The following is a 24,345-nucleotide window of genomic DNA, read 5'->3' as shown; positions in this document are numbered from 1 at the left end:
GAGAGAGCATGCAATTACCAGGCCAGAGTCTCAACGGCGAGTGGAGTCGGGGCTAACCAGCGAAAATCACCCTGTTTAAAGATAAATAAAAGTTAACAATTCCATGTCAGGACGCTTACGCGGTACAGCGTTGGTGCAGGTTCATGAAGCCGGGAAGTGCACCTGCTCGTTAATGGGGCAATGAAAAAAAGAAAAGTGAGACGCACTTGTCGCCGATCAAGGCACGGATTGCGCTGATAGCTAAATCACTACCCGTTAGCGTCAGAAAATAAGCGAAAAAAAATATTTTTTTATCGCCCAAAGGAGAGTGAAAAAAATTATACACAGCCGATGTGCAAAGGGCTGTCATTAGTTATCCACTATTCCTGTGGATAACCTTGTGCATTAGGTAATGAAAACAGGTTGGAAGCGAGGAAATACGGGGCCTGGTAACCCGATGATGAGAATCTGGGCTTTTTAAAGTAACGACATTAATTCAGTGACTTAGCAAAAAACAAGCCTGCCGGATTGGGGCCGATTCATCAAACTGCAATTTTATGACACATGCTTGACAAATGTTAAATCAATATCGGGCTTGGGGATAACCTTGCGCAACAGAATCCGGTTAGCGCGCGCGATAATGTCAAAGAGTCAAGCGTAAAGTGGTTGCCGTTACTGTGCATCAATACTGTTATTATATCCAGTATTTTTTTCTGGCAAAATCGCCATAGCAGAGTAAAATAATGGGCTGCCCGCCGTCTTTCATCTGCAGGAACCGCATTCATGAGTAAAGATTTTAAACTGAACTCCGCTTTCAAGCCTTCCGGCGATCAGCCAGAGGCGATCCGTCGTCTTGAAGCCGGACTGGAAGATGGCCTGGCGCACCAGACGCTATTAGGCGTTACCGGATCGGGTAAAACCTTTACCGTGGCTAACGTGATCGCCGATCTTAACCGGCCCACCATGGTGCTGGCACCGAACAAAACGCTGGCGGCCCAGCTGTATGGTGAGATGAAGGAGTTTTTCCCGGACAACGCGGTGGAGTTTTTTGTCTCCTATTACGATTACTACCAGCCTGAAGCCTATGTCCCAAGCTCTGACACCTTTATCGAAAAAGACGCCTCGGTTAACGAACACATCGAGCAGATGCGTCTTTCCGCCACTAAAGCATTACTGGAGCGGCGTGATGTTATCGTCGTTGCCTCAGTGTCGGCCATTTACGGTCTGGGCGATCCCGATCTTTATCTGAAAATGATGCTGCACCTGACGCGCGGTATGATCATCGACCAGCGCAGCATTCTGCGTCGCTTGTCAGAGCTGCAGTACACGCGCAACGACCAGGCGTTTCAGCGCGGCACCTTCCGGGTGCGTGGCGAGGTCATCGATATTTTTCCGGCAGAGTCCGATGATATGGCACTGCGGGTGGAGTTATTTGACGAAGAGGTCGAGCGCCTGTCCCTGTTTGATCCGCTCACCGGGCAGGTTGAATCGGTTGTACCGCGTTTTACCATCTATCCGAAAACGCACTACGTTACGCCGCGTGAGCGCATTCTGCAGGCCATGGAAGACATCAAGGTTGAGCTGGCCGACCGGCGTAAAACCCTGCTGGAAAACAACAAACTGTTGGAAGAGCAGCGCATTACTCAGCGCACCCAGTTTGATCTGGAGATGATGGGCGAGCTGGGCTACTGCTCCGGCATCGAAAACTACTCGCGTTACCTTTCAGGTCGTGGGCCGGGAGAGGCGCCGCCTACGCTGTTTGACTATCTCCCCGCAGATGGCCTGCTGGTAGTGGATGAGTCCCACGTCACGATTCCCCAAATTGGCGGCATGTACCGTGGCGACCGTGCACGTAAAGAGACGTTGGTAGAGTACGGTTTTCGACTGCCTTCGGCGCTTGATAACCGTCCGATGAAGTTCGAAGAGTTTGAAGCGCTGGCCCCTCAGACGATCTATGTGTCGGCAACGCCGGGCAAATATGAGCTGGAGAAATCCGGCGACGAGGTCATCGATCAGGTGGTGCGTCCAACCGGCCTGCTGGATCCGATTCTTGAGGTCCGCCCCGTGGCGACGCAGGTTGATGATTTACTGTCTGAGATCCGCCAGCGCGTTACGATCAACGAGCGCGTCCTGGTGACCGTCCTGACTAAACGCATGGCGGAAGATCTGACAGAGTACCTTGAAGAGCACGGTGAAAAGGTGCGCTATCTGCACTCGGATATCGACACGGTGGAAAGGATGGAAATCATTCGTGACCTGCGTCTGGGCAAATTTGACGTACTGGTTGGGATCAACCTGTTGCGAGAAGGGCTGGACATGCCTGAAGTATCGCTGGTGGCCATTCTGGATGCGGACAAAGAGGGCTTCCTGCGTTCGGAGCGTTCGCTGATTCAGACCATTGGTCGTGCGGCACGTAATATTAACGGTAAAGCGATTCTGTATGGCGACAAGATCACGCCTTCAATGGCCAGAGCGATTGAAGAAACGGAACGCCGCCGTGAGAAGCAGCAGCGGCATAACGAAGAAAACGGCATCGTGCCTCAGGGCCTGAACAAGAAAATCACCGATATTCTGGAACTGGGCAATAACGTGGTGAAAACGCGTGGTAAAGCCAAGCCCGCTAAGCGCAATGCCGCTGAGGCAGACGCCGATTACCTGGCGTTGTCCCCCCAGGCGTTGCAGAAAAAGATCCACGAGCTGGAAGGGCAGATGCAGCAACATGCGCAAAACCTGGAGTTCGAACAGGCGGCGGGCCTGCGCGATCAGCTGCAGGAATTGCGCACATTGTTTATTGCGGTGTCCTGATTCAGTTGAATCCCTGAACGGCGTGCTCCAGCGCGGCGCGCAGCAGTTGGCGGTCGTGGCGGTACTTGATATCGGCGGCCTCCAGCGGTTCACGAATAATCAGGCGGTTTTCCACCCGGCTGACGTCCGTGGACGGGCCAACTACGATCGCGTCGATCACCCGCTTGCCAATGTAGTGCTCCATCATCGCCAGTTTGTCGGCCACGGTAAGCGTTGCCGCCGCAGGACTCAACTCGCGGCCCAGGTTGCCGATAAACACCATGTTAGCGGGCGTCCGGCGTAATGCCTGCGCCATCTCTTTCATGAGCAGAATGGGCATCAGGCTGGTGTAAAAGCTGCCCGGTCCAATCAGAATGAGATCGGCTTCTGCAACGGCATCAAGCGCTTCGCGGGTGGGCTGCACGGCAGGATGCAGCATCAGTTCCTGCGGTGGAAGTTGCATGGCGTCGATAGCGGTTTCCCCATACACCGCGTTGCCCTCGCTATCGGTTGCAACTAAATCAACCGGATGCTCTGACATGGGGATTAAAAAGGCGTCAACTTTTAACAGGTTTCTGATGATGTTGACCACTTCCAGCGGCCGCACGCTAAGGTGATCCAGCGCTTTCAGTATCAGGTTACCCAGATTGTGTCCGGCCAGTTCACCGTTGCCGGTAAAGCGATATTCGAACATGGCGGAGGCCACGCTCGGCTCCGTGATCAGCTGGTTAATACAGTTACGCAGGTCGCCCCAGGCGATGCCACCTTCTGCGCGACGAATGCGGCCTGTGGAGCCACCGTTGTCTGTCGTGGTCACAATGCCTGTGAGGCGTGAACCCAGAGGGGACAGGGCCGACATCACGCGTCCTAATCCGTGTCCGCCACCTAAGGCCACCACGCGATCCAGGTCCGCCAGTGTTCGATTCATACTTCTCCTTTTCACGTCTGCGCCGGCCAGCGGCCCGGTTGATGCAGACGGGGGTAATTTACGTCAATGCTTACCGGGTATTTTAACTTATCCTGTGAGCGAAATACGGTGAAAGTTAACGTTATGAAGCACACAGAGTAAAAGCCGTGGATGGCGCATCACTACTAATCGCGCTACCATCTGTATACCGCGTTAACCAGCCGGTTAACGTACACTCAAGCCTGAATGCCTACGTCGGTGGATAGGGGATTCAGGCCGTAGCCTACGCGCTGCCAGGGTGCAGGAAGAAATGACTGCATCTCCCGAATTGGAAAGGTGTTCTGGTGTCACAATTTACTGATGCATTTGCGCGCAAATTTTACTATTTGCGCCTGTCGGTCACGGATGTATGCAACTTCCGTTGTACCTATTGCCTGCCCGATGGCTATCAGCCAAACGGTATCCGCAATAAAAGTTTTCTCTCGCTGGATGAAATTCGTCGGGTCACGCGCGCCTTCGCGGCGGCGGGCACGGAGAAAGTGCGCCTGACCGGCGGTGAACCTTCATTACGTCGCGATTTTACCGACATCATTGCGGCGGTCAGAGAAAACGCGGCTATCCGCCATATCGCCGTCACCACCAATGGTTACCGGCTGGCGCGTGACGTTAAGCAGTGGCGCGATGCCGGACTCACCGCCCTGAACGTCAGCGTGGACAGCCTTGATGCACGCCAGTTTCATGCCATAACCGGTCAGGATAAATTCCACCAGGTGATGGCCGGGATTGATGCGGCCTTTGAGGCCGGCTTCAGCCAGGTCAAAGTGAACAGCGTGCTGATGCGCGACGTCAACAGCCATAATCTCACGACCTTTCTTGACTGGATCCGTACGCGCCCCATTCAACTGCGTTTTATTGAGCTGATGGAAACCGGTGAGGGCGGTGCGCTGTTTCGCGAGCAGCACGTGTCGGGCGAGGTGATCCGCGATCGACTTCTCGCGCAGGGCTGGCAGCGCCGTATCAGCGGTCGCAGCGATGGCCCGGCGCAGGTGTTTTATCATCCGGATTACGTGGGTGAAATCGGGCTGATCATGCCGTATTCCAAAGATTTTTGCGCCAGCTGTAACCGCCTGCGGGTTTCCGCTCAGGGTAACCTGCACCTGTGTCTGTTTGGCGATGGCGGCATTCCGCTGCGTGATTTACTGGCGTCCGACGATCAGCAAGATGAATTGCAGGCGCGCATTGCCAGCAGCCTGGGCCAGAAGAAACAGACGCATTTCCTGTTGCAGGGCAATACCGGTATCACACAGAATCTTTCTTACATTGGCGGTTAATTGCAGGAGCAAATATGGGTAAACCAGCCAGCGCGTTTCAACCGTTACAGCTTGCCACGCTGACGGTCTCAGACAGCCGTGATGCCAGTAATGATACGTCCGGGGATTATCTGCGTGAGGCCGCGGCCGAAGCCGGACACAGCGTCATCGACCACGCCATCGTGCCCGACAATCTTTACCGCATTCGGGCTATTGTCTCACGCTGGATTGCCAGTGAAGACGTTCAGGTGGTTATCGTCAACGGCGGCACCGGCTTTAACCTGAAAAACAGCACCCCTGAGGCGCTCCTGCCGCTGTTCGATCGGGAAATCGAAGGCTTTGGCGAGCTGTTTCGCATGATTTCCTATGAAGACATCGGCGGTTCGACGTTACAGTCCCGCGCGGTCGCCGGTCTGGCAAACCAGACGTTAATTTTCGCGGTTCCCGGCTCGACATCGGCCTGTACCAGCGCCTGGGAGCGCATCATCGCCGATCAACTGGATGCCCGTACGCGTCCCTGCAACTTTGTTACTCATTTAAAGAAGCTTTGAGCATGTCACAACTTACCCACATTAACGCCGCTGGCGAAGCCCATATGGTGGATGTTTCCGCTAAAAACGACACCGTGCGCGAGGCACAGGCTGAAGTGCTGGTGCTGATGAAGCCGGAAACCTTACAGATGATTATTGAGGGCAGTCACCACAAAGGTGACGTGTTCGCGACGGCGCGCATCGCCGGTATTCAGGCGGCAAAACGCACGTGGGAGCTGATCCCCCTTTGCCATCCGCTGATGCTGAGCAAAGTGGAAGTCGCGCTGGTGGCTGAGCCAGCGTGGAACCGGGTGCGCATTACGTCACTGTGTCGGCTCACCGGGAAAACCGGGGTAGAAATGGAAGCCCTGACGGCGGCCTCCGTAGCCGCGCTGACCATCTATGACATGTGCAAGGCGGTACAAAAAGACATTGTCATCGACCAACTGCGCCTGCTGCACAAAAGCGGCGGCAAAAGCGGCGATTTTCAGGCGGTTGCCCATGATTAAGGTGCTGTTTTTTGCTCAGGTGCGGGAACTGGTGGGCACCGATTCGCTCACCCTGGCTCCGGATTACCCCGATGTGGCGGCGCTGCGGGCTGCTCTGGCGCAGCGGGGCGAACGCTGGGCGCTGGCGCTGGACAGCGAACGTTTACTCGCCGCAGTTAACCAGACGCTCACCGCACTGCATCATCCCCTGCAGGACGGCGATGAAGTGGCCTTTTTTCCGCCGGTGACGGGAGGATAAATGGACACGCAAATTCGGGTGGGCCCGGCTGCCTTTGATATGGCTCAGGAGTACCAGTGGCTGGCAGGATGTCCAGAAGACGGCGCTGTGGTGACCTTTACCGGCAAAGTGCGCAATCATAATCTGGGAGATGATGTGGCGGCCCTGACGCTGGAGCATTATCCCGGCATGACGGAAAAGGCGCTGCAGGAAATCATTGATGACGCACGCCAGCGCTGGCCGCTGCAGCGGGTTTCCGTGATTCACCGCATTGGTGAACTCTTCCCCGGCGATGAAATTGTGTTTGTTGGCGTCACCAGCGCACACCGCAGCAGCGCGTTTGCCGCCGCGGAGTTTATTATGGACTACCTGAAAACCCGTGCTCCGTTCTGGAAACGTGAAACCACCGAACAGGGCGAGCGCTGGGTGGATGCGCGCAACAGCGATCATGAGGCCGCTCAGCGCTGGGATTAGGGGCGAGCGTTGCGCTGCGGGGGCAAACCGGATCTTTCCCTACGCGTGCTCGCCGCCGCCCTCGTCGCGTTGCAACGGCATCACGTCACCGTCCAGCGCGTTGACATCACCGATCCCTTTTCCGCCAGTTGCGCGAAAAGCGATAACCTGAGTTCAGATAATCCACCCTGCTCTGCGAAGCGGGGCAGTGTTAAGCTACTCTTTTTCCCCTCAGAGGACAGGTATGTCATTCACTTCTTTACCCAAACGCCTGACGCTGCTTGCCGTGCTGATCCTGGCGGGCTGTAGCAGTAAAAAAACGCCGGAAGCGCCTGCAAAGCAGCCTGAGGATGTAAAAGCGCAGATCCAACGCCTGCTGCCTGCCAACGTCAGTAATAAATCAGGCTGGGCAGATGATATCTATACCTCATTCCGCACCCAGGGGCTTGAGGCCAGCGACAGCAACCTGTGCGCGGTCATTGCCGTAGCAGGACAGGAGTCGGGTTTTGACGCCAGCGGTAACGTGCCCGGCATGTCAAAAATCGCCTGGGACGAGATCGACCGCCGCGCGGCGAAGGTTCACGTGCCGGCGTTTTTAGTGCGCACAGCGCTGCTCATCAAATCCAGCAACGGCGAAAGCTATGCCGCGCGGCTGGATAAAGCCAAAAGTGAAAAAGATCTGAGCGATATTTTCGACGACTTTATCGAGATGGTGCCCATGGGGCAGACATTGTTTGGCAACCTTAACCCCGTGCATACCGGCGGGCCGATGCAGGTGAGCATCGCGTTTGCCGAAGCCCATGCCAAAGGCTACCCATGGCCGGTTGACGGCTCCATCCGCCGTGAGGTCTTCACCCGCCATGGCGGCGTCTATTTCGGCACGATGCACCTGCTCGGTTATCCCACCGATTACAGCAAGCCACTTTACCGCTTTGCGGACTATAACGCGGGCTGGTACGCCAGCCGCAATGCCGCTTTCCAGGCGGCAGTCTCTCGTGCGACAGGCATGAAACTGGCGCTGGATGGCGATCTCATTCAGTACGGCTCAGACAAGGCGGGATCGACGGAGCTGGCGGTGCGCACCCTGGCGAAACGCCTGGATATGAGCAACAGCGAAATTCGCGACGATCTTGAGCAGGGCGAAAAGGCCGAATTCAGCAACAGCGACGTGTGGAAGCAGGTCTTTGCGCTGGCAGATAAAATGGCCGGACGGCGCCTGCCCCGTGAAATGTTGCCAGGCATTAAGCTTGAAAGTCCTAAAATCACCCGCAATTTAACCACCGCGTGGTTCGCTCAGCGCGTGGACGGTCGTTATCAGCAGTGCATGAAACGTCAATAAGCACGGCGTTGTGGCGCAGTTGAACAGAGCTGTGCCACACTTAACCAGGCTCCCCTGTCAGGGGAATAACCCATTTGTTCAACAAGAGGTGCATCATGGACCGATATCCACAGAATGATTCAATAGTTCAGCCTGCATCTCGCGGGTTGCAGGCTTACATGGCACAGGTTTATGGCTGGATGACCTGTGGTTTATTACTCACCGCGTTTGTCTCCTGGTTTGCCGCCCGCACGCCGGCGGTGATGGAGCTGGTGTTTGCAAACCGCATTACCTTCTTCGGCCTGATTATTGTGCAGCTGGCGCTGGTGTTCTTCCTCTCTGGCATGGTCCATCGCCTGAGCGGTGCCGTAGCGACCGGGTTATTTATGCTCTACTCGGCCCTGACCGGGTTAACCATGGCCAGCATCTTCCTGGTGTACACCTATTCCTCCATTGCCAGTACGTTCTTTGTCACGGCGGGGATGTTTGGTGCCATGAGCTTCTATGGCTACACCACCAAGCGCGATCTGAGCCGCCTGGGCAGCCTGCTGTTTATGGCGCTGATCGGTATTCTGCTGGCATCGCTGGTGAACTTCTGGCTGAAAAGCCCGGCGTTGATGTGGGCGATTACCTACATTGGCGTGGTGGTGTTTGTGGGCCTGACGGCCTATGACACGCAGAAACTGAAAAACATTGGCGAGCAGATTGATGCGCGCGACACGGAAAACCTGCGTCGCTACTCGATCATGGGCGCGCTGACGCTCTACCTTGACTTCATCAACCTGTTCCTGATGCTGCTGCGTATTTTCGGCAATCGCCGCTAAAAAACGGGCTGCTCTGGTTTGCCAGAGCAGCCGCTCCCCGGTTACGACTTCTGCAGTTTCTGTTCGTTTTTATGCCGCATATGCTTAGCGCGACTCTCCAGCCCCAGGTACAGCACCAGCGCCAGCAGCAGGGGCAAAATAAAGTAGAGCACCCGGTAGGCCAGCAGGGCGGCAATAATGGTACCGTGAGAGAGATCTTCGCCGCTCAACAGCGCTAAAAACACCGCCTCAAGCACGCCAATCCCCGCCGGAATATGAATAATCACGCCAGCGATACTGCTGATCAATAAAACCCCCAGCACCATCGGATAGCCCACATCCCGGCCCAGTAGCAACCATATAATGGTGCCCATCACCATCCAGTTGGCACAGGAAACGGCAAACTGAAACAGCGCCATACGTAATGAAGGCAGCTGTAACGTCTGGCCTTTGACCGTCCAGCGGCGACGTTTTGAAAAGGCACAGGACCAGAGGTAGAAGGCGACCAGCACCAGCAAGACAACCCCGATCAGCCGTAGCGTGGTTTCGCCAATAAACCAGCCGCTGGGAATGGAAACCATGCCCGCGCTGAAAACGACGCCCGCCAGCAGGATATAGCCCAGCCAGTTGGTAGCAATGCTGAGTGAGAAAATGCGCGTAATGGTACCGCTGTCCAGGCCAAGGCGTGAGTACAGCCGATAGCGCATAGCCACGCCGCCAACCCAGGTACTGAGGGTCAGGTTAAAGGCATAGCAGATAAACGACACCAGCATCACCTGGCGCCTGGCCAGTTTATGACCGCAGTAGGCGCGACCGATCAGGTCGTAACAGCCATACACGAGGTAGCTGACGATCACCAGGCCTGCGGCGGTCAGCACCACGAAACGGTTGTAGTTGACGATAACTTTATAGACGTCATCCCAGTTCACCTTGCGTGCATAGATGACCAGCAGCACAATGACGGCCACGAAAAACAGGCCGGTGAGTATTTTTTTTGCCAGTTTCCAGCGCGGATGCGTGTTTGCCATCAGGATTTCGCTCCTTCATTGTTGGCTTCGACGCGATCTTGCGTCTCCATTTCAGGCTGCACGGGCGGGTCAACCTGGGCCAGTTTTGGCGTGTGTGCCGGAAGCCAGCCGGCGATTGCAGGAAAGTGGCGCAGGAAGTGGAACACTACGACGCTTTTCGACAACTGCCACCAGTTACGCGGCGGCAGTTTATCCTCCTGAACGCGCTGGCAATCTTCTGCCAGTAAATGCTCAAGATTGTCGCGTAATGTCTCATTAAAGTGGCGATCGTGAATGATCAGGTTCGCTTCGAGGTTTAGCGATAAACTTAAGGGATCGAGGTTGCTGGAGCCGACTGTCGCCCACTGCTGATCTTTCACCGCCACTTTACCGTGCAGCGGACGACGGCAGTATTCGTAGACCTCCACGCCAGCATCCACCAGATAGTTATAGAGCAGCTCTGCGCCCACTTTCACAATCGGCATATCTGGCTCGCCCTGCACAATCAAACGCACCCGAACCCCGCGCTGTGCCGCATTGCGCATTTCCCGCAACAGTCGGTAGCCGGGGAAAAAATAGGCATTCGCGATAATCACGTCCTGTTTGACACTGCGCAGCATATCCAGATAGTGCTGTTCAATATCGTCCCGGTGTTCATCATTATCGCGATACACGAAGAGCACCTGCGCGTCGCCGGGCAGGGCGTTCTTAGCCGGACGATGTGAGCGCTGTCCCCACCAGCGGCGGGTGGTGGCCTGACTGCCGATTGCCTCTTGCAGGTAGCGGGTAATATCCGCCACTACCGGCCCTTTCACCTCAACGGTGTAATCCTGTTTGGCTTCAGGGCCATAGTCGGTGTAGTGCTCGGCGGAGAAATTAATCCCGCCGACAAAGGCGATAACCCCGTCAACCACCACGGTTTTGCGATGCAGGCGGCGAAAGACGTTGGTACGCATGCCCATCACCAGCGGACGCGGATCGTAGTAAATAAAACGGACGCCCGCCTGGGTAAGGCTGTTCACAAAGTCGTCTGACAGCTCCGACGATCCGTAACCATCCACCATCATTTCAACCTTGACGCCGCGCTGTGCTGCGGCCAGCAACTCGCGGTGTAAAGCGTTACCGACATCGTCTTCAAACAGGATAAAGGTTTCCAACAGCACACTGCGCTCGGCACGCTGAATTGCGCCAAAAACCCGGGGGAAAAACGTATCCCCGTTTTCCAGCAGGCGCAGTTTATTGCCGTTTTGCCAGTCAAAATTCATAGATGGATCTCCACCGCCAGCGGCGCGTGATCGGAAAGGTGTGACCAGGGTTTACGCGGCAGCGCCCAGGGATGACTCACCGTGGCGTTGCGAACATAAATACGATCCAGTCGTAGAAGAGGAAAGCGGGCCGGGAAGGTGCGTGCCGGTCGACCATGTTTGATGCTGAATACCTCTTTTAGCCCGGCCCCTTTTTGCAGGATTTTATTAGCGCGTCCCTGCCAGTCGTTAAAATCGCCAGCCACCACCACGGGCGCATCCGGCGGCAGGGCCAGCACCATCTCGTTCAGCATTGTCATCTGGGCGCGACGGTGGGCCGCTTTCAGACCAAGGTGAACGCAGATAACGTGCAGCGTACCGTAGGGCGCGGGGAGCGTAATCTGGCAGTGCAGCATGCCCCGGTTTTCACTACCGGCCACCGAGACATCGCGGTTCTGATATTCGGCAATGGGAAAGCGCGACAGCACGGCATTGCCGTGGTGTCCTTCCGGATAGACTGCGTTACGCCCATAGGCAAAATCATTCCACATGGTGTCAGCCAGAAACTCGTAATGTGAGGTATTGGGCCAGTTTTCATGTTGCAGAGGATGGATGTCATGTGTTCCCATCACCTCCTGCAACAAGACGATATCTGCCGACGTTGCGCGTACGGCTTCGCGCAATTCTGGCAAGATGAAGCGTCGGTTAAACGGGGCAAAACCTTTATGGGTATTGATCGTCAGGACTTTAAATGAAAATCCTTGCTGGATTTGTGGCATACTCGCGACGCGCTCCTTTTCATCTTCATCAACCACAAAGTGTAGTCTTTGTCACAAATGGAGGGTGAAGAAGAGGAATAAATAAGGCGTTATCTGATATTTGCTTTACATTGATGAAACCGTCCCTGGCCGGATCCGGTTGCATTCAGGCAACCCGCCAGGTCTGCAGGAGAAAAAATGAAATTGTCTAATCGCTTTCAAATTATTACCGGTCAAACCTGGGCCCATATCGCTATGCACCTGCTGGTGATTGCCGCGCTGGTATGGGGCTGGAAACACAAAGCACTGGTCGAAGTGTGCAGTACCCTGGTGGTGACGTATGCAGGGGTGTTTATCGCCATGCTGATCACGCAGCGTAGTGCCCGTTTGCGTACCCTCGGTGATTACCTCGAAGAGGCGACGACCACCTACTACTTCGGCGCTGCGATGATGACGCTGTTCCTGGTCTCTCGCATTTTCCACAACAATCTGCTGCTGGCCAGCCTGGGCATGGTTATGCTACTGGGCCCGGCACTGGTTTCTCTGCTGGCCAAAGAGCCTGCACGACGCATTGAGAAAAAACGCAGTTAACTGAGCTGTCCGATAACCAAAGCCACCGTAAGGTGGCTTTGTTGTTTAGGCCGTTTGTAATCAATTGTGAGCTATCTCGCACAGGAACGTTAAAGCTGTTACACTCCGCCGCTTATGCATCGTAGTTTGCACCCTTTTCACGCGTCAGCGTCAGCTGGCGTCACTATCCCTCTGAAAACTACACCGTGAAACACGGTCAGAGTGGACCGGAGTAATACTCGTCATGTCTTTTGACTCTCTCGGCCTGAGTGCCGATATTTTGCGTGCGGTTGCTGAGCAAGGCTACAGCGAACCGACTCCTATCCAGCGCCAGGCGATTCCTGTGGTGCTGTCCGGCCGCGATCTGCTGGCAAGTGCGCAGACCGGCACCGGCAAAACGGCCGGATTCACGCTGCCTTTACTACAGAAGCTGTCGGCGAATACCGGCGCAGTACGTGGACGTCGTCCGGTGCGTGCGCTGATCCTCACGCCTACCCGTGAACTGGCCGCTCAGGTCGGGGAAAACGTTGTTGAATACAGTAAGTATTTACCGCTTCGTTCGCTGGTGGTGTTTGGTGGTGTCAGCATTAACCCGCAGATGATGAAGCTGCGCGGCGGGGTCGATATTCTGGTGGCAACACCGGGCCGTTTACTGGACCTGGTCCATCAGAACGCGGTTGACCTCTCTCAGGTGGAAGTGCTGGTTCTGGATGAGGCCGATCGTATGCTCGATATGGGCTTTATCCACGATATTCGCCGTGTGCTGGCAAAACTGCCTGCCAAACGTCAGAACCTGCTGTTCTCTGCCACCTTCTCGGACGAGATTAAAACCCTGGCAGAAAAACTGCTGCATAACCCGGAGCAGGTGGAAGTGGCACGCCGCAACACCGCTTCGGAGCAGGTTTCTCAACAGGTGCATTTTGTTGATAAGAAACGCAAACGGGAACTGCTGTCGCAGCTGATCGGCGAAGGTAACTGGCAGCAGGTGCTGGTGTTTACCCGAACCAAGCATGGGGCTAACCACCTTGCAGAACAGTTGGGTAAAGACGGTATTACCGCTGCGGCGATTCACGGCAATAAGAGTCAGGGTGCACGTACGCGCGCACTGGCTGATTTTAAATCCGGCGCAATTCGCGTGCTGGTGGCCACCGATATCGCGGCCCGTGGCCTGGATATTGAAGAACTCCCACACGTCGTAAACTATGAGCTGCCAAACGTAGCGGAAGACTATGTGCATCGTATTGGTCGTACCGGCCGTGCGGCGGCAACCGGCGTCGCACTGTCACTGGTGTGCGTGGATGAACACAAACTGCTGCGCGATATTGAACGTCTGCTTAAGCGTGAAATTCCGCGTCTGGCCGTACCGGGCTATGAGCCGGATCCAAGCATCAAAGCGGAACCTATCGTGAATGGCCGTCAGTCACAGCAGCCACGCGGCCGTGGTCGCAGCCAGGGCGGACAGGGTGCAGGCGCTGCGCGTCCGCAAGGGGACAAGCGTTCACAGCCCCGTCGTCAGGGACCGGCAGCGGGCCCGTCTGACAAGCCAGCCGCGCGTCCACGTCGCCCAGCGCCTAAGCGTAGCGGAAACGCCTGACAATGCGGGTTTTACTGGCACCGATGGAAGGCGTACTGGATTCTCTGGTGCGCCAGCTGTTAACGGAGGTCAACGACTACGATCTGTGCATTACAGAATTTTTGCGCGTCGTGGATCAACTCTTGCCGGTAAAATCCTTTTATCGACTCTGCCCTGAACTGCACAATGCCAGCCGCACGCCCTCGGGCACGCTGGTCCGTCTGCAACTGCTGGGGCAGCATCCGGACTGGCTGGCGGAAAACGCCGCACGAGCGGTTACTCTGGGCTCCTGGGGCGTTGATCTGAACTGTGGTTGTCCATCAAAGCTGGTCAACGGCAGCGGCGGCGGTGCCACGCTGTTAAAAGATCCCGATTTAATCTATCGCGCGGCAAAAGCCATGCGGGCAGCAGTACCGGCTTCGTTGCCCGTCACGGTGAAGGTGCGGCTGGGATGGGATTCCAGCGCGCGCAGTATGGAAATTGCGGATGCGGTACAGCAGGCCGGCGCCAGCGAGCTGGTGGTGCATGGTCGAACCAAAGAAGACGGTTATCGTGCCGAGGCGATCAACTGGCAGGCCATTGGCGACATCCGTCAGCGCCTGCGTATTCCGGTTATCGCGAATGGCGAGATCTGGGACTGGCAAACGGCCCAGGACTGCCTGCGGACCACCGGTTGTGATGCTGTGATGATTGGCCGAGGCGCGCTTAACGTGCCTAACCTGAGTCGGGTCATCAAATACAATGACGCGCCCATGCCCTGGCCGGAGGTGGTGGCGCTGTTGCAGAAATATACCCGGCTGGAAAAACAGGGCGATACCGGCATGTACCATGTTGCCCGTATCAAACAGTGGCTCGGGTATTTACGTAAAGCCTACGTTGAAGCCGGTGAGCTGTTCGGTGAGATTCGCGCGTTAAAATCATCCCAAGATATCGCCACGGCCATCGACCGTTATGCCCGGTTGCAAGAGCAGGCCAGCTCTGAAGCCTTCAGTGTGGTGAAAACCGGTTAGCGCAGCGTTCTGCCGCGCTTGCCATTAATACTTTTCAGGCACGATCATCGTGTCCGGCACGTCATTACGGCGGTAATCCTGCGACCGTTCACGCGGTGGCAAAATAATTTCATCATGCGTAGCGTCTTCATAAGGCACCTGTTGCAAGAGGTGGCTGATGCAGTTCAGTCGCGCACGCTTTTTATCCACGCCCTGAACGACCCACCAGGGCGCATCCGGGATATGGGTCCGGCTCAGCATCTCTTCTTTGGCTTCGGTATAATCTTCCCAGCGGCGGCGACTTTCCAGGTCCATCGGGCTGAGTTTCCACTGCTTCAGCGGATCGTGAATACGGCTCAAAAAGCGCAGTTCCTGCTCCTCGTCCGTAATGGAAAACCAGTATTTGACGATTTGAATACCGCTGCGGGTCAGCATTTTTTCAAATTCCGGCACGCTACGATAGAACTCCTCGACGTCAGCCTCACTGCAAAAGCCCATCACCCGTTCCACGCCCGCCCGGTTGTACCAGCTCCGGTCGAACAGCACCATTTCCCCGGCGGCGGGCAGATGAGCAATGTAACGCTGGAAATACCACTGGGTTTTTTCGCGGTCGTTAGGTGCTGGCAGGGCGGCAACCCGGCAGGTGCGCGGGTTAAGGCGTTGCGTGATGCGTTTGATAACACCGCCTTTACCGGCGGCGTCGCGGCCTTCGAACAGAATGACCAGCCGATGGCCGGTGCGCATCACCCAGTCCTGAAGCTTAACCAGTTCGCCCTGCAGGTGCAGCAGTTCGCGAAAATAGCGACGACGCCAGGCCTTCTCATCATTCCCGTCAGGCGTGGTCTCGCCAAAACGCAGGTCGTCGAGTTCCATCTCCAGTTCTTCATCGTAGCTGTCGTAGAACTCCTGTAACAGACGCTGATTAAATGTATCCCGGTTGAAGCTGTTATCGTGTGTTGCCATAACGAATCACCTGGTCAGATGTGGATAAACAGCCCGTAGAGCAGGGCAGAAAGTAAGATTGAAACCGGCAGCGTCAATATCCAGGCCACTGCCAGATTCCGCAGCGTGGACATTTGCAGGCCTGATCGGTTCGCCGCCATGGTGCCTGCCACACCGGAGGAGAGAACGTGCGTGGTGGACACAGGCAAACCGAATGCGTCGGCCGCACCGATGGTCACCATCGCCACCAGTTCGGCGCTGGCACCCTGCGCATAGGTCAGATGGGTTTTACCGATACGTTCCCCCACGGTGACCACAATGCGACGCCAGCCCACCATTGTGCCCAGCCCCAGTGCAATCGCCACGACCACCTTCACCCAGACAGGAATAAAGCGCGTAGCGCTGTCCAGCTCGGTTTTCACGGCGGTTAAATTGCGTTCAGTGTCGTCCGGCAGGGCAACGTGGGCGCTTTGCAAATGTTTAATGGACTCCGACGCGAGGTACATTTGATTGCGCGTGTTGCTCACGGATTGCGCCGGGATATTTTCCATCGAGCCGTAGCGGCGGATCTGTTCGCCCACGTCGTGCAGCGTCATCGCCAGGGCCGGCAGCACGTTGGCATTCATTTTTTCGCTGCTGACAAACGCGGTTAACACGTCCCGTGGGGCCGGTGCGGGCGTGGTGGCAGGCTGAATGTGCAGGAGCTGGCGCGCCGTGACGTCGGTCAGGGCGGCCACGCGCGGGATCTGATCGGGCGGCAGGGAACGGTTCAGGGCATAGGCGATCGGCATGGTGCCGACCAGGATAAGCATGATGAGCCCCATGCCTTTTTGTCCGTCATTCGATCCATGGGCAAAAGAGACGCCGGTACAGGTCAGAATCAGCAGTCCACGGATCCAGACGGGCGGCGGCTCGTTGCTCTGCGGGGCCTGATAAAGCTGACGGTTACGAATAAACAGCTTCATCGTCCACAGCAGCAGGGCGGCGCAGACAAACCCCACCACCGGCGACAGCAGAAGGGCATAACCGACTTTCAGGGCCTGCTCCCAGTCCACACCGCTCAGCCCGCTGCGCCCGTGCAGCATGGCATTGGCAACGCCCACTCCGATGATCGAGCCAATCAAGGTGTGCGAGGAGGAGGAGGGCAGGCCAAGATACCAGGTGCCCAGGTTCCAGATAATGGCCGAGAAGAGCAGGGCATAAATCATGGCAAAACCGTTGCCGCTGCTGGCCTGCAATATCAGTTCGACGGGCAGCAACGAAATAATCCCAAACGCCACCACACCGCTGGAGAGCATCACGCCAAGGAAATTGCAGAATCCCGACCAGACCACGGCAACACCGGGCATCAGAGAGTGTGTATAGATGACCGTCGCGACCGCATTTGCGGTATCGTGAAAACCGTTTACAAACTCAAAGCCCAGCGCAATCAGCAGCGCGAGGCCCAATAAAAAGAAGGGTAAGTAACTGGTGACCGGCGTGTTGGTTTTTTCTACGTCATGAAACAGGTTAAATCCGGCAAAGGCCAGACCGGCGATCAGCAGAAGAAAGAAAATCGGTTTTGTGAAGCGGCTACCTTTGCCATTGAAATCGGGTCGTCCATGAGTCGGGCCTGAAGAGGGTAAACTGTTTTCGCTCATGCAAAACCTCATAGCGGATGCAGATGCGGATTTACATCTGTTTCACGCTGTGTGATACCCGCTTTTTGTGACAAAAAAATGATCTGCGCCGTGAGAGGTCATTTTGCTGTAACAAAACTTCAGCAGGCTGAACCTCTTTATTAATGATGCTGACAGGATAGCCATGGCGACAGACGTTGTTCTTACCCCACAAAAACGTGATTTTGATGATGATGTGGCAGGACTCATTCATGGTTATCTCTTTTCTCCCGATGCCCTTCCTGTTCGCCTGAATGCCCGTGAAGCAGTTAAACTCGGTGAGCATCTTCCTGATGACGGCTTTCTCTGGCTGCATATCAATCTGAACCATGCCCGCGCGCAGCACTGGGTGCAGAGTCATTTTCAGGTGGATGATGACTTCTTCGATGAAATTCACTCGGCCTCGCCGCGAACCCGGCTGGCGGAGCAAAGTAGCGCGTTGCTGGCGGTACTCAACGACGTCACGCTTAACCAGGAGAACCGCAGTACGCAAAATGCGACGCTGTGGATATGGTGCCGGCGTAACCTGGTGGTCAGCGCACGTTATCGCCCGTCAGTGATGATTGAAAAGATGCAGCAGAGGTTAGCCCGGCATAGCTTTCCCAGTGCAGAGGCTTTGTTGCTTTATCTGCTTGGTGAGCAGGAGTCGCAACTGGAACAGGTCGTGCGGCGCATCAGTCAGGTGGTCGATAACATTGAAGAGCGCCTCTTAAGCCCCGCCATTAAAGCTAATCGCAGCGAACTGGGGCACTATCGGCGCATGCTGTTGCGGATTCAGCGCCTCCTGGCACCTGAACCGGCGGCGCTGTTTCGCTTGCTCAACCGACCTCCGGCCTGGCTCAACCACGACACGCTCCGCGAGCTGCGGGCGTTTACCGAAGAGTTCAGCGTGGTGCTCAACGATCTCGCCAGCCTGATGGAGCGCATCCGGCTGTTGCAGGAAGAGATTGCAGCGCGTCTGATGGAACAGAGTAACCGCACGCTCTACCTGTTAACCGTGATAACCGTTCTGGCACTGCCAATTAATATTGTGGCGGGATTTTTTGGCATGAATGTAGGCGGTATTCCGCTGGCAGCGAATCCGCACGGGTTTTTACTGCTGGTGCTGATCGTGCTCGCGTTTACCCTGCTGGCGGGCTGGCTGGCCTTGCGAAGGCCCAGCGTGTAGAGGCTGCGCCCGGTGACAAAGCCTGTAAAGGGCACAAAAAAAAGCCAGCCCGGTTAACCGGCGCTGGCTTTTTACCCAGTGAAGGATCAGACCTTACAGATTACCATTGCTTGCTGGCGCAGGCTGTGACGGCTGCACAGGCTGTGAAGGCTGAACCTGCGGCTGCTGTTCTGCCGGTTGCGACTGCTGAGGCTCAGGCTGCACAGCGACCGGATTCGTTGGCTGTGACATCACCGGCGTCATCGGCTCTTCCTTCGGCTCGGCGTCTTCGCCTTCGGTTACCTGAACAGGCGCGGGCACCACGTTGTTTTCTGGCGCGTTAACCTGTACGGGCATACCGGAGCGGTTCTGAATCGCTTTATCAACCTGAGACTGGTTGATGCTGCCGTCTACCAGAACTTTGCCAACGGCCTGGGTCAGCGTAATTGGCACCAGCTCACGAGAGTTAAACTGCTCTTCCGTGGTCGAGAGCGGATTGTGCACTTCCATCCAGCGTGAACCGTCTGGCTCAACCGAGGCTTTCACAGGCTGGTTGATAAACTGCACGCGCGTGCCAACCGGCACATGATCGAACAGCCATTTGATGTCGTCGGCACGTAAGCGCACACAACCGTGACTGACCCGCAGGCCAATACCGAAGTTAGCGTTGGTGCCGTGAATGGCATACAGACGACCGATATAGAGCGCATACAGCCCCATCGGGTTATCCGGACCGGCCGGGAAGACGGCAGGCAGGTTTTCACCACGTGAAGCGTACTCCGCGTGCATCGCTTTCGTTGGCGTCCACGTCGGACCATCTTTTTTACGCTGAACAGTGGTGGTCCAGTTCAGCGGCGTGTCTTTACCCAGTTCACCGATACCGATAGGCAGTACAACCACCGTTTTGGTGCCTTTCGGATAGTAGTAAAGACGCATTTCAGCACTGTTGATCACAATGCCTTCACGCGGCGCGTCAGGTAACAGTAACTGCTGTGGGATAATCAGTTTGCTGCCAGGTTTTGGCAGATAAACGTCAACGCCCGGGTTGGCTTCCAGCATATTGCTGAGGCCCATTTGGAACTGAGCTGCAAAAGCTTCCAGAGGTAATTTGCTGTCCTCGGGAATGGTAATTTCAATATTTTGCCCGGTCAGACGGCTGTTTGCCGGCGGTAACGGGTAAACAACAGCAAGGGCTGACTGACTGAATGCCGCCAAAGCCAATGCAAGTGAAGCGAACGCGCGAATGCTTTTTTTCATATTTTACAAGTCTTTATCGCCATGTTTCAGGCTTGTCAATGTATCGAACCCATGCTGGTCACTATGACCTGCTGCGCATTATATGTTCATTAAACTGATGTTGTGAATCAGGATTTTAACCGCTTTAAAATACTTTACCTGACTCGCCTGCGTTATCTGCCTTTGTTCTTTACCAATTTGGGCGAAAAACAGCCCATTATGGCTGCCAAAGCGTGACGTCCCCGTTTAGCTTACGGTTCAGGAAAAACGCGGCGCTGATCAACGCAAGATGCGTCAACGCCTGGGGCGTATTTCCCAGTGCCTGCCCATGACTGTCAAACTCTTCCGCATACAAACCCAACGGATTAGCGTAGCTCAGTAATTTCTCGAACTCAAAATGTGCCTCGCGAATGCGTCCGGCACGCGCCAGACATTCCACATACCAGAACGAGCAGGCACCAAAGGAGCCCTCTGCGCCCGTTAGCCCATCAGCTGGCGTTTCGTGAATGTTATAACGACGTACCATGCCGTCGCTCACCAGGTTCACCTGGATGGCATCCAGCGTGGCGATCCAGTCCGGATCGGTGGCGCCCACAAAACGCACCAGCGGCATCAGCAGCATGGAGGCATCAAGGTGTTCACCGTGGCGGGTCGAAACAAAATGCCCGCGTTCACTGTTCCAGAAATTCTTCCAGATATCATCGCGGATCTCGCGACGGGTTTTGTCCCAGCGATCGTAAGGCATCGGCAGTGAACGCTTCATTGCCAGCCGCAGGCCCCGATCCAGAGCGACCCAACACATTAAACGTGAGTGAAGGAAGTGCTCCGGCTCGCCGCGCATTTCCCAGATGCCGGCATCGGGCTGATGCCAGTTATCGCACAGCCAGTCCAGCATTTCTGACACATGATTCCAGCCCCGCTGAGAAATGGCCTCGCCGTATTTGTTGGACAGGTAGATGGCATCCATCAGTTCGCCATAAATATCTAACTGTTTTTGCCGCCAGGCATCGTTGCCAATGCGCACCGGACTGGAGTTGGCATAGCCAGAGAGGTTAAGCAGCGACATCTCCTGAAGATCCGTACTGCTGTCCAGGCGGTACATCACCTGCAGCCGCATTTCATCATGGTGGCTGTTTTCTACACAGCGACCGACCCATTCCGTAAAGTGCTTGGCTTCGTCCACGTAACCCAGCCGCATCAGGGCGTACATGCTGAATGAGGCATCCCGTATCCACGAAGCGCGGTAATCCCAGTTGCGTTCGCCGCCCAGCTCCTCGGGCAGGCCAAAGGTGGCAGCCGCGGCGATGGAGCCGTGTTGCCAGGAGGTCAGCAGCTTAAGTACCAGCGCAGAGCGTTGTACCATCTCCTGCCAGCGACCGTGATAGGTGCTGCGGCTGCTCCATTCCCGCCAGTAGCTCAGCGTTTCTTCAAAGCAGTTGGCGGTGGCCAGCTTTTCGATGTGGGCATCCTGTACGCTGCCAAATTCGAATTCGGCATGTTCACCGGCTTTAAGCTCAAAACTGGCGGTGGCGTGATTGCCCTCCAGCGTCATCACCACCGTTGCTGCCAGGCGCAGCGAGGGCTGATCGGTGGCGTGAAAATCAATACAGCCCCGCTGTACCTCAGCGCGGGTGTCCGCCCGGGCGTAATCATGGCGCGGGGAGCACACCATATTAAAGCGTGCCCGGCCCCGAACCATCTTTACCTGACGGATGATACGCGGCAGTTTATCCTGCCGGTCGCAAATCGGCATGTAGTCGGTGATCTCGGCGACGCCTTCTTCGGCCAGCCAGCGGGTCTGCAGGATGTTGGTATCAGGCAGATAGATTTGCTGGCGACGGGCGTTTTGCCAGTCGGGTGCCAGGGAAAACAGGCCGGCCTCGTCGCTGTCCAGCAGGGCGGAAAACACCGATGGGCTGTCCAGTTCCGGCCAGCAGAGATAATCGATAGTGCCATCGTTTGCGACCAGGGCGCAGGTGCGTAAATCGCCTATTACGCCATGGTCGTCAATCTTACGTTTAACCTTACTCATCGGTTTCTCCCTGTCAGTGTCAGCCTTAACTATAGCCAGGTGCCTTCATCGCGCTGTGTTCTGACACAGATCGTTAATCCGGGCGCCGGGCCGTCCGCAAACGGCACAATTTTCATTGCGGTATATACTTTTCATACACTTCCAGAGGAGACCGTCATGACTACACCACAACGAAAAGTTGCAATCGTTACCGCGTCGGATTCAGGCATTGGCAGTCGTTGTGCTGAAATGTTAGCAGAGCAGGGGTTTGATATTGGCATCACCTGGCGGTCTGATGAGGAAGGCGCACAGCGCACGGCAAAACGGGTGGCGGAGATTGGGCAGCGAGCTGAGACGATCCAGCTCGACCTGGCCGATCCGCCCGCAGGGGGCAAGGTTCTGCAGCAGCTTATAGACAAGCTGGGCCGCATTGATGTTCTGGTCAACAATGCCGGGGCGAATTTCAAAGCGGACTTTATGGACGTGACCTGGGAAGACTGGCGTAAGACATTTAGCGTAGATGTGGATGGCGTGTTTATCTGCGGCCAGGTTGCGGCACGCAACATGATCAAGCAGGGGCAGGGCGGACGTATCATCAACATCACCTCCGTGCATGAACACACTCCGCTGCCGGGTTCCGTTGCCTACACCGCGGCCAAACATGCGGCAGGCGGGCTGACTAAATCGATGGCCTTGAGTTTGCTGCCCCACAATATTCTGGTGAATGCCGTGGCGCCAGGCGCGATCGCCACGCCGATGAACAAAATGACCGATGACGATGCGCACAAGGTCAAAATGCCTGAGATCCCTGCGGGTCGTCCAGGAGATACGCACGAAATTGCCAGCATGGTGGCCTGGCTGAGCTCTGAATGGGCCACCTATACCACCGGCCAGTCATTTATCATCGATGGCGGCTTTATGCTGGCAAATCCCCAGTTCAAGGGTTACTGATCGTCGGCCCGGCGGTTATTCCAGTGGCGAATGGCCCAGCGAACCCCAAAGGCAAAGAGCACGGCGGCAGCCAGCCACAGCAGATGTTTAAAGTGCTGATCAAGCTTGTGCAGCCAGGGGGCAATGATTCCGCCAGCAAAATAGCCGAGTGTCACAAACAGCAGTGACCATAATGCCGCCCCAATGATGTTAAGCGCCAGAAACTTCAGCGGATTGAGGCGGCTTGCCCCAATGATAATGGGACCAATCAGGCGAAAGCCGTACATAAAGCGCGCGCCGATCACGAACAGGCTGGGACGCCGCTTAATCAGGCGGTTAGCTTTAACAATTTTGTCCTGATGTTTTTTAAACCGCCGCAGGATGCCTGTACCAAAGCGCCGGCCAATCCAGAAGAGCAGCTGGTCGCCCAGAATGCCGCCTGCCATCGCCGCCAGTACCACACCCGCGTAATGCAGTAATCCTTCATGCGCGGCTACGCCGCCCAGCAACAGAAATGTTTCCCCTTCGGCAATACAGCCGATAAACAGTGCAAGATAGCCGTACTGCGTAATTAATGCGTTGATATCCAAATGCAAGGTGCACTTCCTGTGTGAAGAAATTTCTTTCAGTTTATACCTGATTCGTTAAGCCATCCGTTTAAGCGTTAATCAGCGATCTTTTTCGCTGTTTTTTTGCGCAGGCCCCACAGAAGTTGCCTTGCCGTTTATACTGTAAGCAATGCTGCCCTTACGTGGATGCTGCATCAAAACGGGGTAGCCCAACGGCATCAGAGGAGTAAGCGTATGAACCATGTCTGGGGTTTGTTAGCGCATCCTAATCAGGAAATGCGCAATATCAAGCAAGAGAACGAAACGGTTTCGCACCATTACACTCATCACGTTCTGCTGATGGCAGCCATTCCGGTTATTTGCGCCATAATCGGCACCACGAACTCAGGCTGGAATCTGGGTGAAGGGCAGTATGTACAATTGAATTTCCTGACAGCACTGGGCCTGGGTATTCTGTTTTATCTGTTGATTCTGGGCGGCGTGGCGGTGATGGGACGCGTTATTCACTGGATGGCGCGTGACTACCCGCAGCGCCCTGGCGTTGAACGCTGTACGGTGTTTGCGGGCTATGTGGCTACGCCGCTGTTTTTAAGCGGACTCGTGGCACTTTATCCGCTGGTATGGCTGTGCGTATTAGCGGGTGCGCTGGCGCTGCTGTATACCGGCTATCTGCTGTACGTGGGCATCCCGCTGTTTCTGAACATTGACCGGGATGAAAGCCTGCGTTTTTCCAGTTCCACTCTGGCCATCGGCGTGCTGGTATTTGAAGTGTTGCTGGCCTTAACCGTGATTCTGTGGGGCTATGGCCCGCACCTGTTTTAACGTGCTGTTGCCGCCTGCAGGGCGGCAACATCTTTTTAACGCTCAGAAACAATCTCACCAGGATAATTTTACCGCTTCA

At 55.7% G+C, this 24,345-nt stretch carries 23 protein-coding genes and 1 riboswitch; of the genes, 14 read left to right on the top strand and 9 right to left on the bottom strand.

The window, feature by feature from the left end; genetic code table 11:
* Nucleotides 1-762: 762 nt before the first annotated feature.
* Complete coding sequence (uvrB, locus tag NXS97_RS06870) at nt 763-2,784, top strand: excinuclease ABC subunit UvrB (RefSeq protein WP_013025107.1); 2,022 nt, start codon at nt 763-765, stop codon at nt 2,782-2,784.
* A 1-nt stretch (nt 2,785) separates the two neighbouring features.
* Here uvrB and yvcK read toward each other — a convergent pair whose 3' ends face one another.
* The gene (gene yvcK, locus NXS97_RS06865; protein WP_014593223.1) at nt 2,786-3,691 is read right to left on the bottom strand and encodes a uridine diphosphate-N-acetylglucosamine-binding protein YvcK; all 906 of its coding nucleotides are present in this window, start codon (nt 3,689-3,691) and stop codon (nt 2,786-2,788) included.
* 200 nt (nt 3,692-3,891) lie between these two features.
* A riboswitch (molybdenum cofactor riboswitch) is annotated at nt 3,892-4,025 on the top strand.
* Between yvcK and moaA the strand changes: the two genes are divergently transcribed.
* The 7 genes from moaA to NXS97_RS06830 all read left to right on the top strand — a co-directional run bounded on the left by moaA (nt 4,012) and on the right by NXS97_RS06830 (nt 8,831).
* Complete coding sequence (moaA, locus tag NXS97_RS06860; RefSeq protein WP_165971849.1) at nt 4,012-5,001, top strand: GTP 3',8-cyclase MoaA; 990 nt, start codon at nt 4,012-4,014, stop codon at nt 4,999-5,001. Its footprint overlaps the riboswitch before it by 14 nt.
* A gap of 14 nt (nt 5,002-5,015) precedes the next feature.
* Nucleotides 5,016-5,531 carry a molybdenum cofactor biosynthesis protein B gene (moaB, locus tag NXS97_RS06855; RefSeq protein WP_014606271.1) on the top strand — a complete coding sequence of 172 codons (516 nt, stop codon included), beginning with the start codon at nt 5,016-5,018 and terminating at the stop codon, nt 5,529-5,531.
* Nucleotides 5,532-5,533: 2 nt separating this feature from the next.
* Nucleotides 5,534-6,019, top strand: a complete 486-nt coding sequence (moaC, locus tag NXS97_RS06850; RefSeq protein ID WP_014593226.1) for a cyclic pyranopterin monophosphate synthase MoaC — start codon at nt 5,534-5,536, stop codon at nt 6,017-6,019.
* Nucleotides 6,012-6,257: a molybdopterin synthase sulfur carrier subunit gene (moaD, locus tag NXS97_RS06845; protein WP_019106149.1), complete on the top strand. Its 246-nt coding sequence runs from the start codon at nt 6,012-6,014 to the stop codon at nt 6,255-6,257. The genes moaC and moaD overlap by 8 nt, the downstream gene beginning before the upstream one ends.
* Entirely contained in the window at nt 6,258-6,710 is a 453-nt protein-coding gene (moaE, locus tag NXS97_RS06840; protein WP_019106150.1) for a molybdopterin synthase catalytic subunit MoaE, read from the top strand.
* Between the two features lie 223 nt (nt 6,711-6,933).
* Entirely contained in the window at nt 6,934-8,028 is a 1,095-nt protein-coding gene (locus tag NXS97_RS06835) for a DUF1615 domain-containing protein (RefSeq protein WP_014593229.1), read from the top strand.
* A gap of 95 nt (nt 8,029-8,123) precedes the next feature.
* A complete protein-coding gene (locus NXS97_RS06830; RefSeq protein WP_014593230.1) occupies nt 8,124-8,831 on the top strand; it encodes a Bax inhibitor-1/YccA family protein in 708 nt (235 codons plus the stop codon).
* Between the two features lie 41 nt (nt 8,832-8,872).
* Here NXS97_RS06830 and NXS97_RS06825 read toward each other — a convergent pair whose 3' ends face one another.
* The 3 genes from NXS97_RS06825 to NXS97_RS06815 are packed head-to-tail and all read right to left on the bottom strand — an operon-like array spanning nt 8,873 to nt 11,840.
* On the bottom strand, nt 8,873-9,838 hold the full coding sequence (locus NXS97_RS06825) for a lysylphosphatidylglycerol synthase domain-containing protein (RefSeq protein WP_014593231.1): 966 nt from the start codon (nt 9,836-9,838) through the stop codon (nt 8,873-8,875).
* Nucleotides 9,838-11,082 carry a cardiolipin synthase ClsB gene (gene clsB / locus NXS97_RS06820; RefSeq protein ID WP_259231857.1) on the bottom strand — a complete coding sequence of 415 codons (1,245 nt, stop codon included), beginning with the start codon at nt 11,080-11,082 and terminating at the stop codon, nt 9,838-9,840. Before clsB ends, NXS97_RS06825 begins: the two co-directional genes overlap by 1 nt.
* A complete protein-coding gene (locus NXS97_RS06815) occupies nt 11,079-11,840 on the bottom strand; it encodes an endonuclease/exonuclease/phosphatase family protein (protein WP_041457545.1) in 762 nt (253 codons plus the stop codon). Before NXS97_RS06815 ends, clsB begins: the two co-directional genes overlap by 4 nt.
* Before the next feature lie 177 nt (nt 11,841-12,017).
* Here NXS97_RS06815 and NXS97_RS06810 point away from each other — a divergent pair, with 177 nt between their 5' ends.
* The 3 genes from NXS97_RS06810 to dusC all read left to right on the top strand — a co-directional run bounded on the left by NXS97_RS06810 (nt 12,018) and on the right by dusC (nt 14,972).
* Complete coding sequence (locus NXS97_RS06810) at nt 12,018-12,410, top strand: YbhQ family protein (RefSeq protein ID WP_013025119.1); 393 nt, start codon at nt 12,018-12,020, stop codon at nt 12,408-12,410.
* Between the two features lie 223 nt (nt 12,411-12,633).
* On the top strand, nt 12,634-13,983 hold the full coding sequence (gene rhlE / locus NXS97_RS06805; protein WP_014593234.1) for an ATP-dependent RNA helicase RhlE: 1,350 nt from the start codon (nt 12,634-12,636) through the stop codon (nt 13,981-13,983).
* 2 nt (nt 13,984-13,985) lie between these two features.
* Complete coding sequence (dusC, locus tag NXS97_RS06800) at nt 13,986-14,972, top strand: tRNA dihydrouridine(16) synthase DusC (RefSeq protein ID WP_022623671.1); 987 nt, start codon at nt 13,986-13,988, stop codon at nt 14,970-14,972.
* Between the two features lie 24 nt (nt 14,973-14,996).
* On the opposite strand, the gene ppk2 is transcribed toward dusC, so the two are convergent.
* Nucleotides 14,997-15,914 carry a polyphosphate kinase 2 gene (gene ppk2, locus NXS97_RS06795; RefSeq protein WP_013025123.1) on the bottom strand — a complete coding sequence of 306 codons (918 nt, stop codon included), beginning with the start codon at nt 15,912-15,914 and terminating at the stop codon, nt 14,997-14,999.
* Between the two features lie 14 nt (nt 15,915-15,928).
* On the bottom strand, nt 15,929-17,533 hold the full coding sequence (locus NXS97_RS06790) for an inorganic phosphate transporter (RefSeq protein WP_029568540.1): 1,605 nt from the start codon (nt 17,531-17,533) through the stop codon (nt 15,929-15,931).
* A 163-nt stretch (nt 17,534-17,696) separates the two neighbouring features.
* Between NXS97_RS06790 and NXS97_RS06785 the strand changes: the two genes are divergently transcribed.
* Nucleotides 17,697-18,719: a transporter gene (locus NXS97_RS06785; protein ID WP_014606263.1), complete on the top strand. Its 1,023-nt coding sequence runs from the start codon at nt 17,697-17,699 to the stop codon at nt 18,717-18,719.
* A 93-nt stretch (nt 18,720-18,812) separates the two neighbouring features.
* On the opposite strand, the gene NXS97_RS06780 is transcribed toward NXS97_RS06785, so the two are convergent.
* Together NXS97_RS06780 and NXS97_RS06775 are read right to left on the bottom strand one after the other, a co-directional pair.
* On the bottom strand, nt 18,813-19,955 hold the full coding sequence (locus tag NXS97_RS06780; RefSeq protein WP_014593237.1) for a L,D-transpeptidase family protein: 1,143 nt from the start codon (nt 19,953-19,955) through the stop codon (nt 18,813-18,815).
* A 196-nt stretch (nt 19,956-20,151) separates the two neighbouring features.
* Nucleotides 20,152-21,966, bottom strand: coding sequence for a glycoside hydrolase family 15 protein (locus tag NXS97_RS06775; protein WP_028714963.1), 1,815 nt, complete (start codon nt 21,964-21,966; stop codon nt 20,152-20,154).
* A gap of 156 nt (nt 21,967-22,122) precedes the next feature.
* On the opposite strand from NXS97_RS06775, the gene NXS97_RS06770 reads away from it, so the two are divergent.
* On the top strand, nt 22,123-22,896 hold the full coding sequence (locus tag NXS97_RS06770; RefSeq protein WP_022623669.1) for an SDR family oxidoreductase: 774 nt from the start codon (nt 22,123-22,125) through the stop codon (nt 22,894-22,896).
* Here NXS97_RS06770 and NXS97_RS06765 read toward each other — a convergent pair.
* On the bottom strand, nt 22,890-23,471 hold the full coding sequence (locus NXS97_RS06765; protein ID WP_014593240.1) for a DedA family protein: 582 nt from the start codon (nt 23,469-23,471) through the stop codon (nt 22,890-22,892). The two genes, NXS97_RS06770 and NXS97_RS06765, sit on opposite strands and share 7 nt — an antisense overlap.
* 207 nt (nt 23,472-23,678) lie before the next feature.
* On the opposite strand from NXS97_RS06765, the gene NXS97_RS06760 reads away from it, so the two are divergent.
* Complete coding sequence (locus NXS97_RS06760; RefSeq protein WP_013025130.1) at nt 23,679-24,266, top strand: Yip1 family protein; 588 nt, start codon at nt 23,679-23,681, stop codon at nt 24,264-24,266.
* Nucleotides 24,267-24,345 lie beyond the last annotated feature (79 nt).

Origin of the sequence: Pantoea sp. B623, assembly GCF_024814475.1 — a bacterium.
Taxonomy (GTDB): Bacteria; Pseudomonadota; Gammaproteobacteria; order Enterobacterales; family Enterobacteriaceae; genus Pantoea; species Pantoea ananatis.
The sequence above is the reverse complement of the archived record's forward strand: the minus strand, read 5'-3'. Positions and strand labels throughout refer to the sequence as shown.

Bases quoted from the DNA above. Each gene is read 5' to 3' on its own strand.
- uvrB (WP_013025107.1), top strand. From the start codon at position 763: ATGAGTAAAGATTTTAAACTGAACTCCGCTTTCAAGCCTTCCGGCGAT.
- yvcK (WP_014593223.1), bottom strand. From the start codon at position 3,691: ATGAATCGAACACTGGCGGACCTGGATCGCGTGGTGGCCTTAGGTGGC.
- moaB (WP_014606271.1), top strand. From the start codon at position 5,016: ATGGGTAAACCAGCCAGCGCGTTTCAACCGTTACAGCTTGCCACGCTG.
- moaC (WP_014593226.1), top strand. From the start codon at position 5,534: ATGTCACAACTTACCCACATTAACGCCGCTGGCGAAGCCCATATGGTG.
- moaD (WP_019106149.1), top strand. From the start codon at position 6,012: ATGATTAAGGTGCTGTTTTTTGCTCAGGTGCGGGAACTGGTGGGCACC.
- moaE (WP_019106150.1), top strand. From the start codon at position 6,258: ATGGACACGCAAATTCGGGTGGGCCCGGCTGCCTTTGATATGGCTCAG.
- NXS97_RS06835 (WP_014593229.1), top strand. From the start codon at position 6,934: ATGTCATTCACTTCTTTACCCAAACGCCTGACGCTGCTTGCCGTGCTG.
- NXS97_RS06830 (WP_014593230.1), top strand. From the start codon at position 8,124: ATGGACCGATATCCACAGAATGATTCAATAGTTCAGCCTGCATCTCGC.
- NXS97_RS06825 (WP_014593231.1), bottom strand. From the start codon at position 9,838: ATGGCAAACACGCATCCGCGCTGGAAACTGGCAAAAAAAATACTCACC.
- clsB (WP_259231857.1), bottom strand. From the start codon at position 11,082: ATGAATTTTGACTGGCAAAACGGCAATAAACTGCGCCTGCTGGAAAAC.
- NXS97_RS06815 (WP_041457545.1), bottom strand. From the start codon at position 11,840: ATGCCACAAATCCAGCAAGGATTTTCATTTAAAGTCCTGACGATCAAT.
- NXS97_RS06810 (WP_013025119.1), top strand. From the start codon at position 12,018: ATGAAATTGTCTAATCGCTTTCAAATTATTACCGGTCAAACCTGGGCC.
- rhlE (WP_014593234.1), top strand. From the start codon at position 12,634: ATGTCTTTTGACTCTCTCGGCCTGAGTGCCGATATTTTGCGTGCGGTT.
- dusC (WP_022623671.1), top strand. From the start codon at position 13,986: ATGCGGGTTTTACTGGCACCGATGGAAGGCGTACTGGATTCTCTGGTG.
- ppk2 (WP_013025123.1), bottom strand. From the start codon at position 15,914: ATGGCAACACACGATAACAGCTTCAACCGGGATACATTTAATCAGCGT.
- NXS97_RS06790 (WP_029568540.1), bottom strand. From the start codon at position 17,533: ATGAGCGAAAACAGTTTACCCTCTTCAGGCCCGACTCATGGACGACCC.
- NXS97_RS06785 (WP_014606263.1), top strand. From the start codon at position 17,697: ATGGCGACAGACGTTGTTCTTACCCCACAAAAACGTGATTTTGATGAT.
- NXS97_RS06780 (WP_014593237.1), bottom strand. From the start codon at position 19,955: ATGAAAAAAAGCATTCGCGCGTTCGCTTCACTTGCATTGGCTTTGGCG.
- NXS97_RS06775 (WP_028714963.1), bottom strand. From the start codon at position 21,966: ATGAGTAAGGTTAAACGTAAGATTGACGACCATGGCGTAATAGGCGAT.
- NXS97_RS06770 (WP_022623669.1), top strand. From the start codon at position 22,123: ATGACTACACCACAACGAAAAGTTGCAATCGTTACCGCGTCGGATTCA.
- NXS97_RS06760 (WP_013025130.1), top strand. From the start codon at position 23,679: ATGAACCATGTCTGGGGTTTGTTAGCGCATCCTAATCAGGAAATGCGC.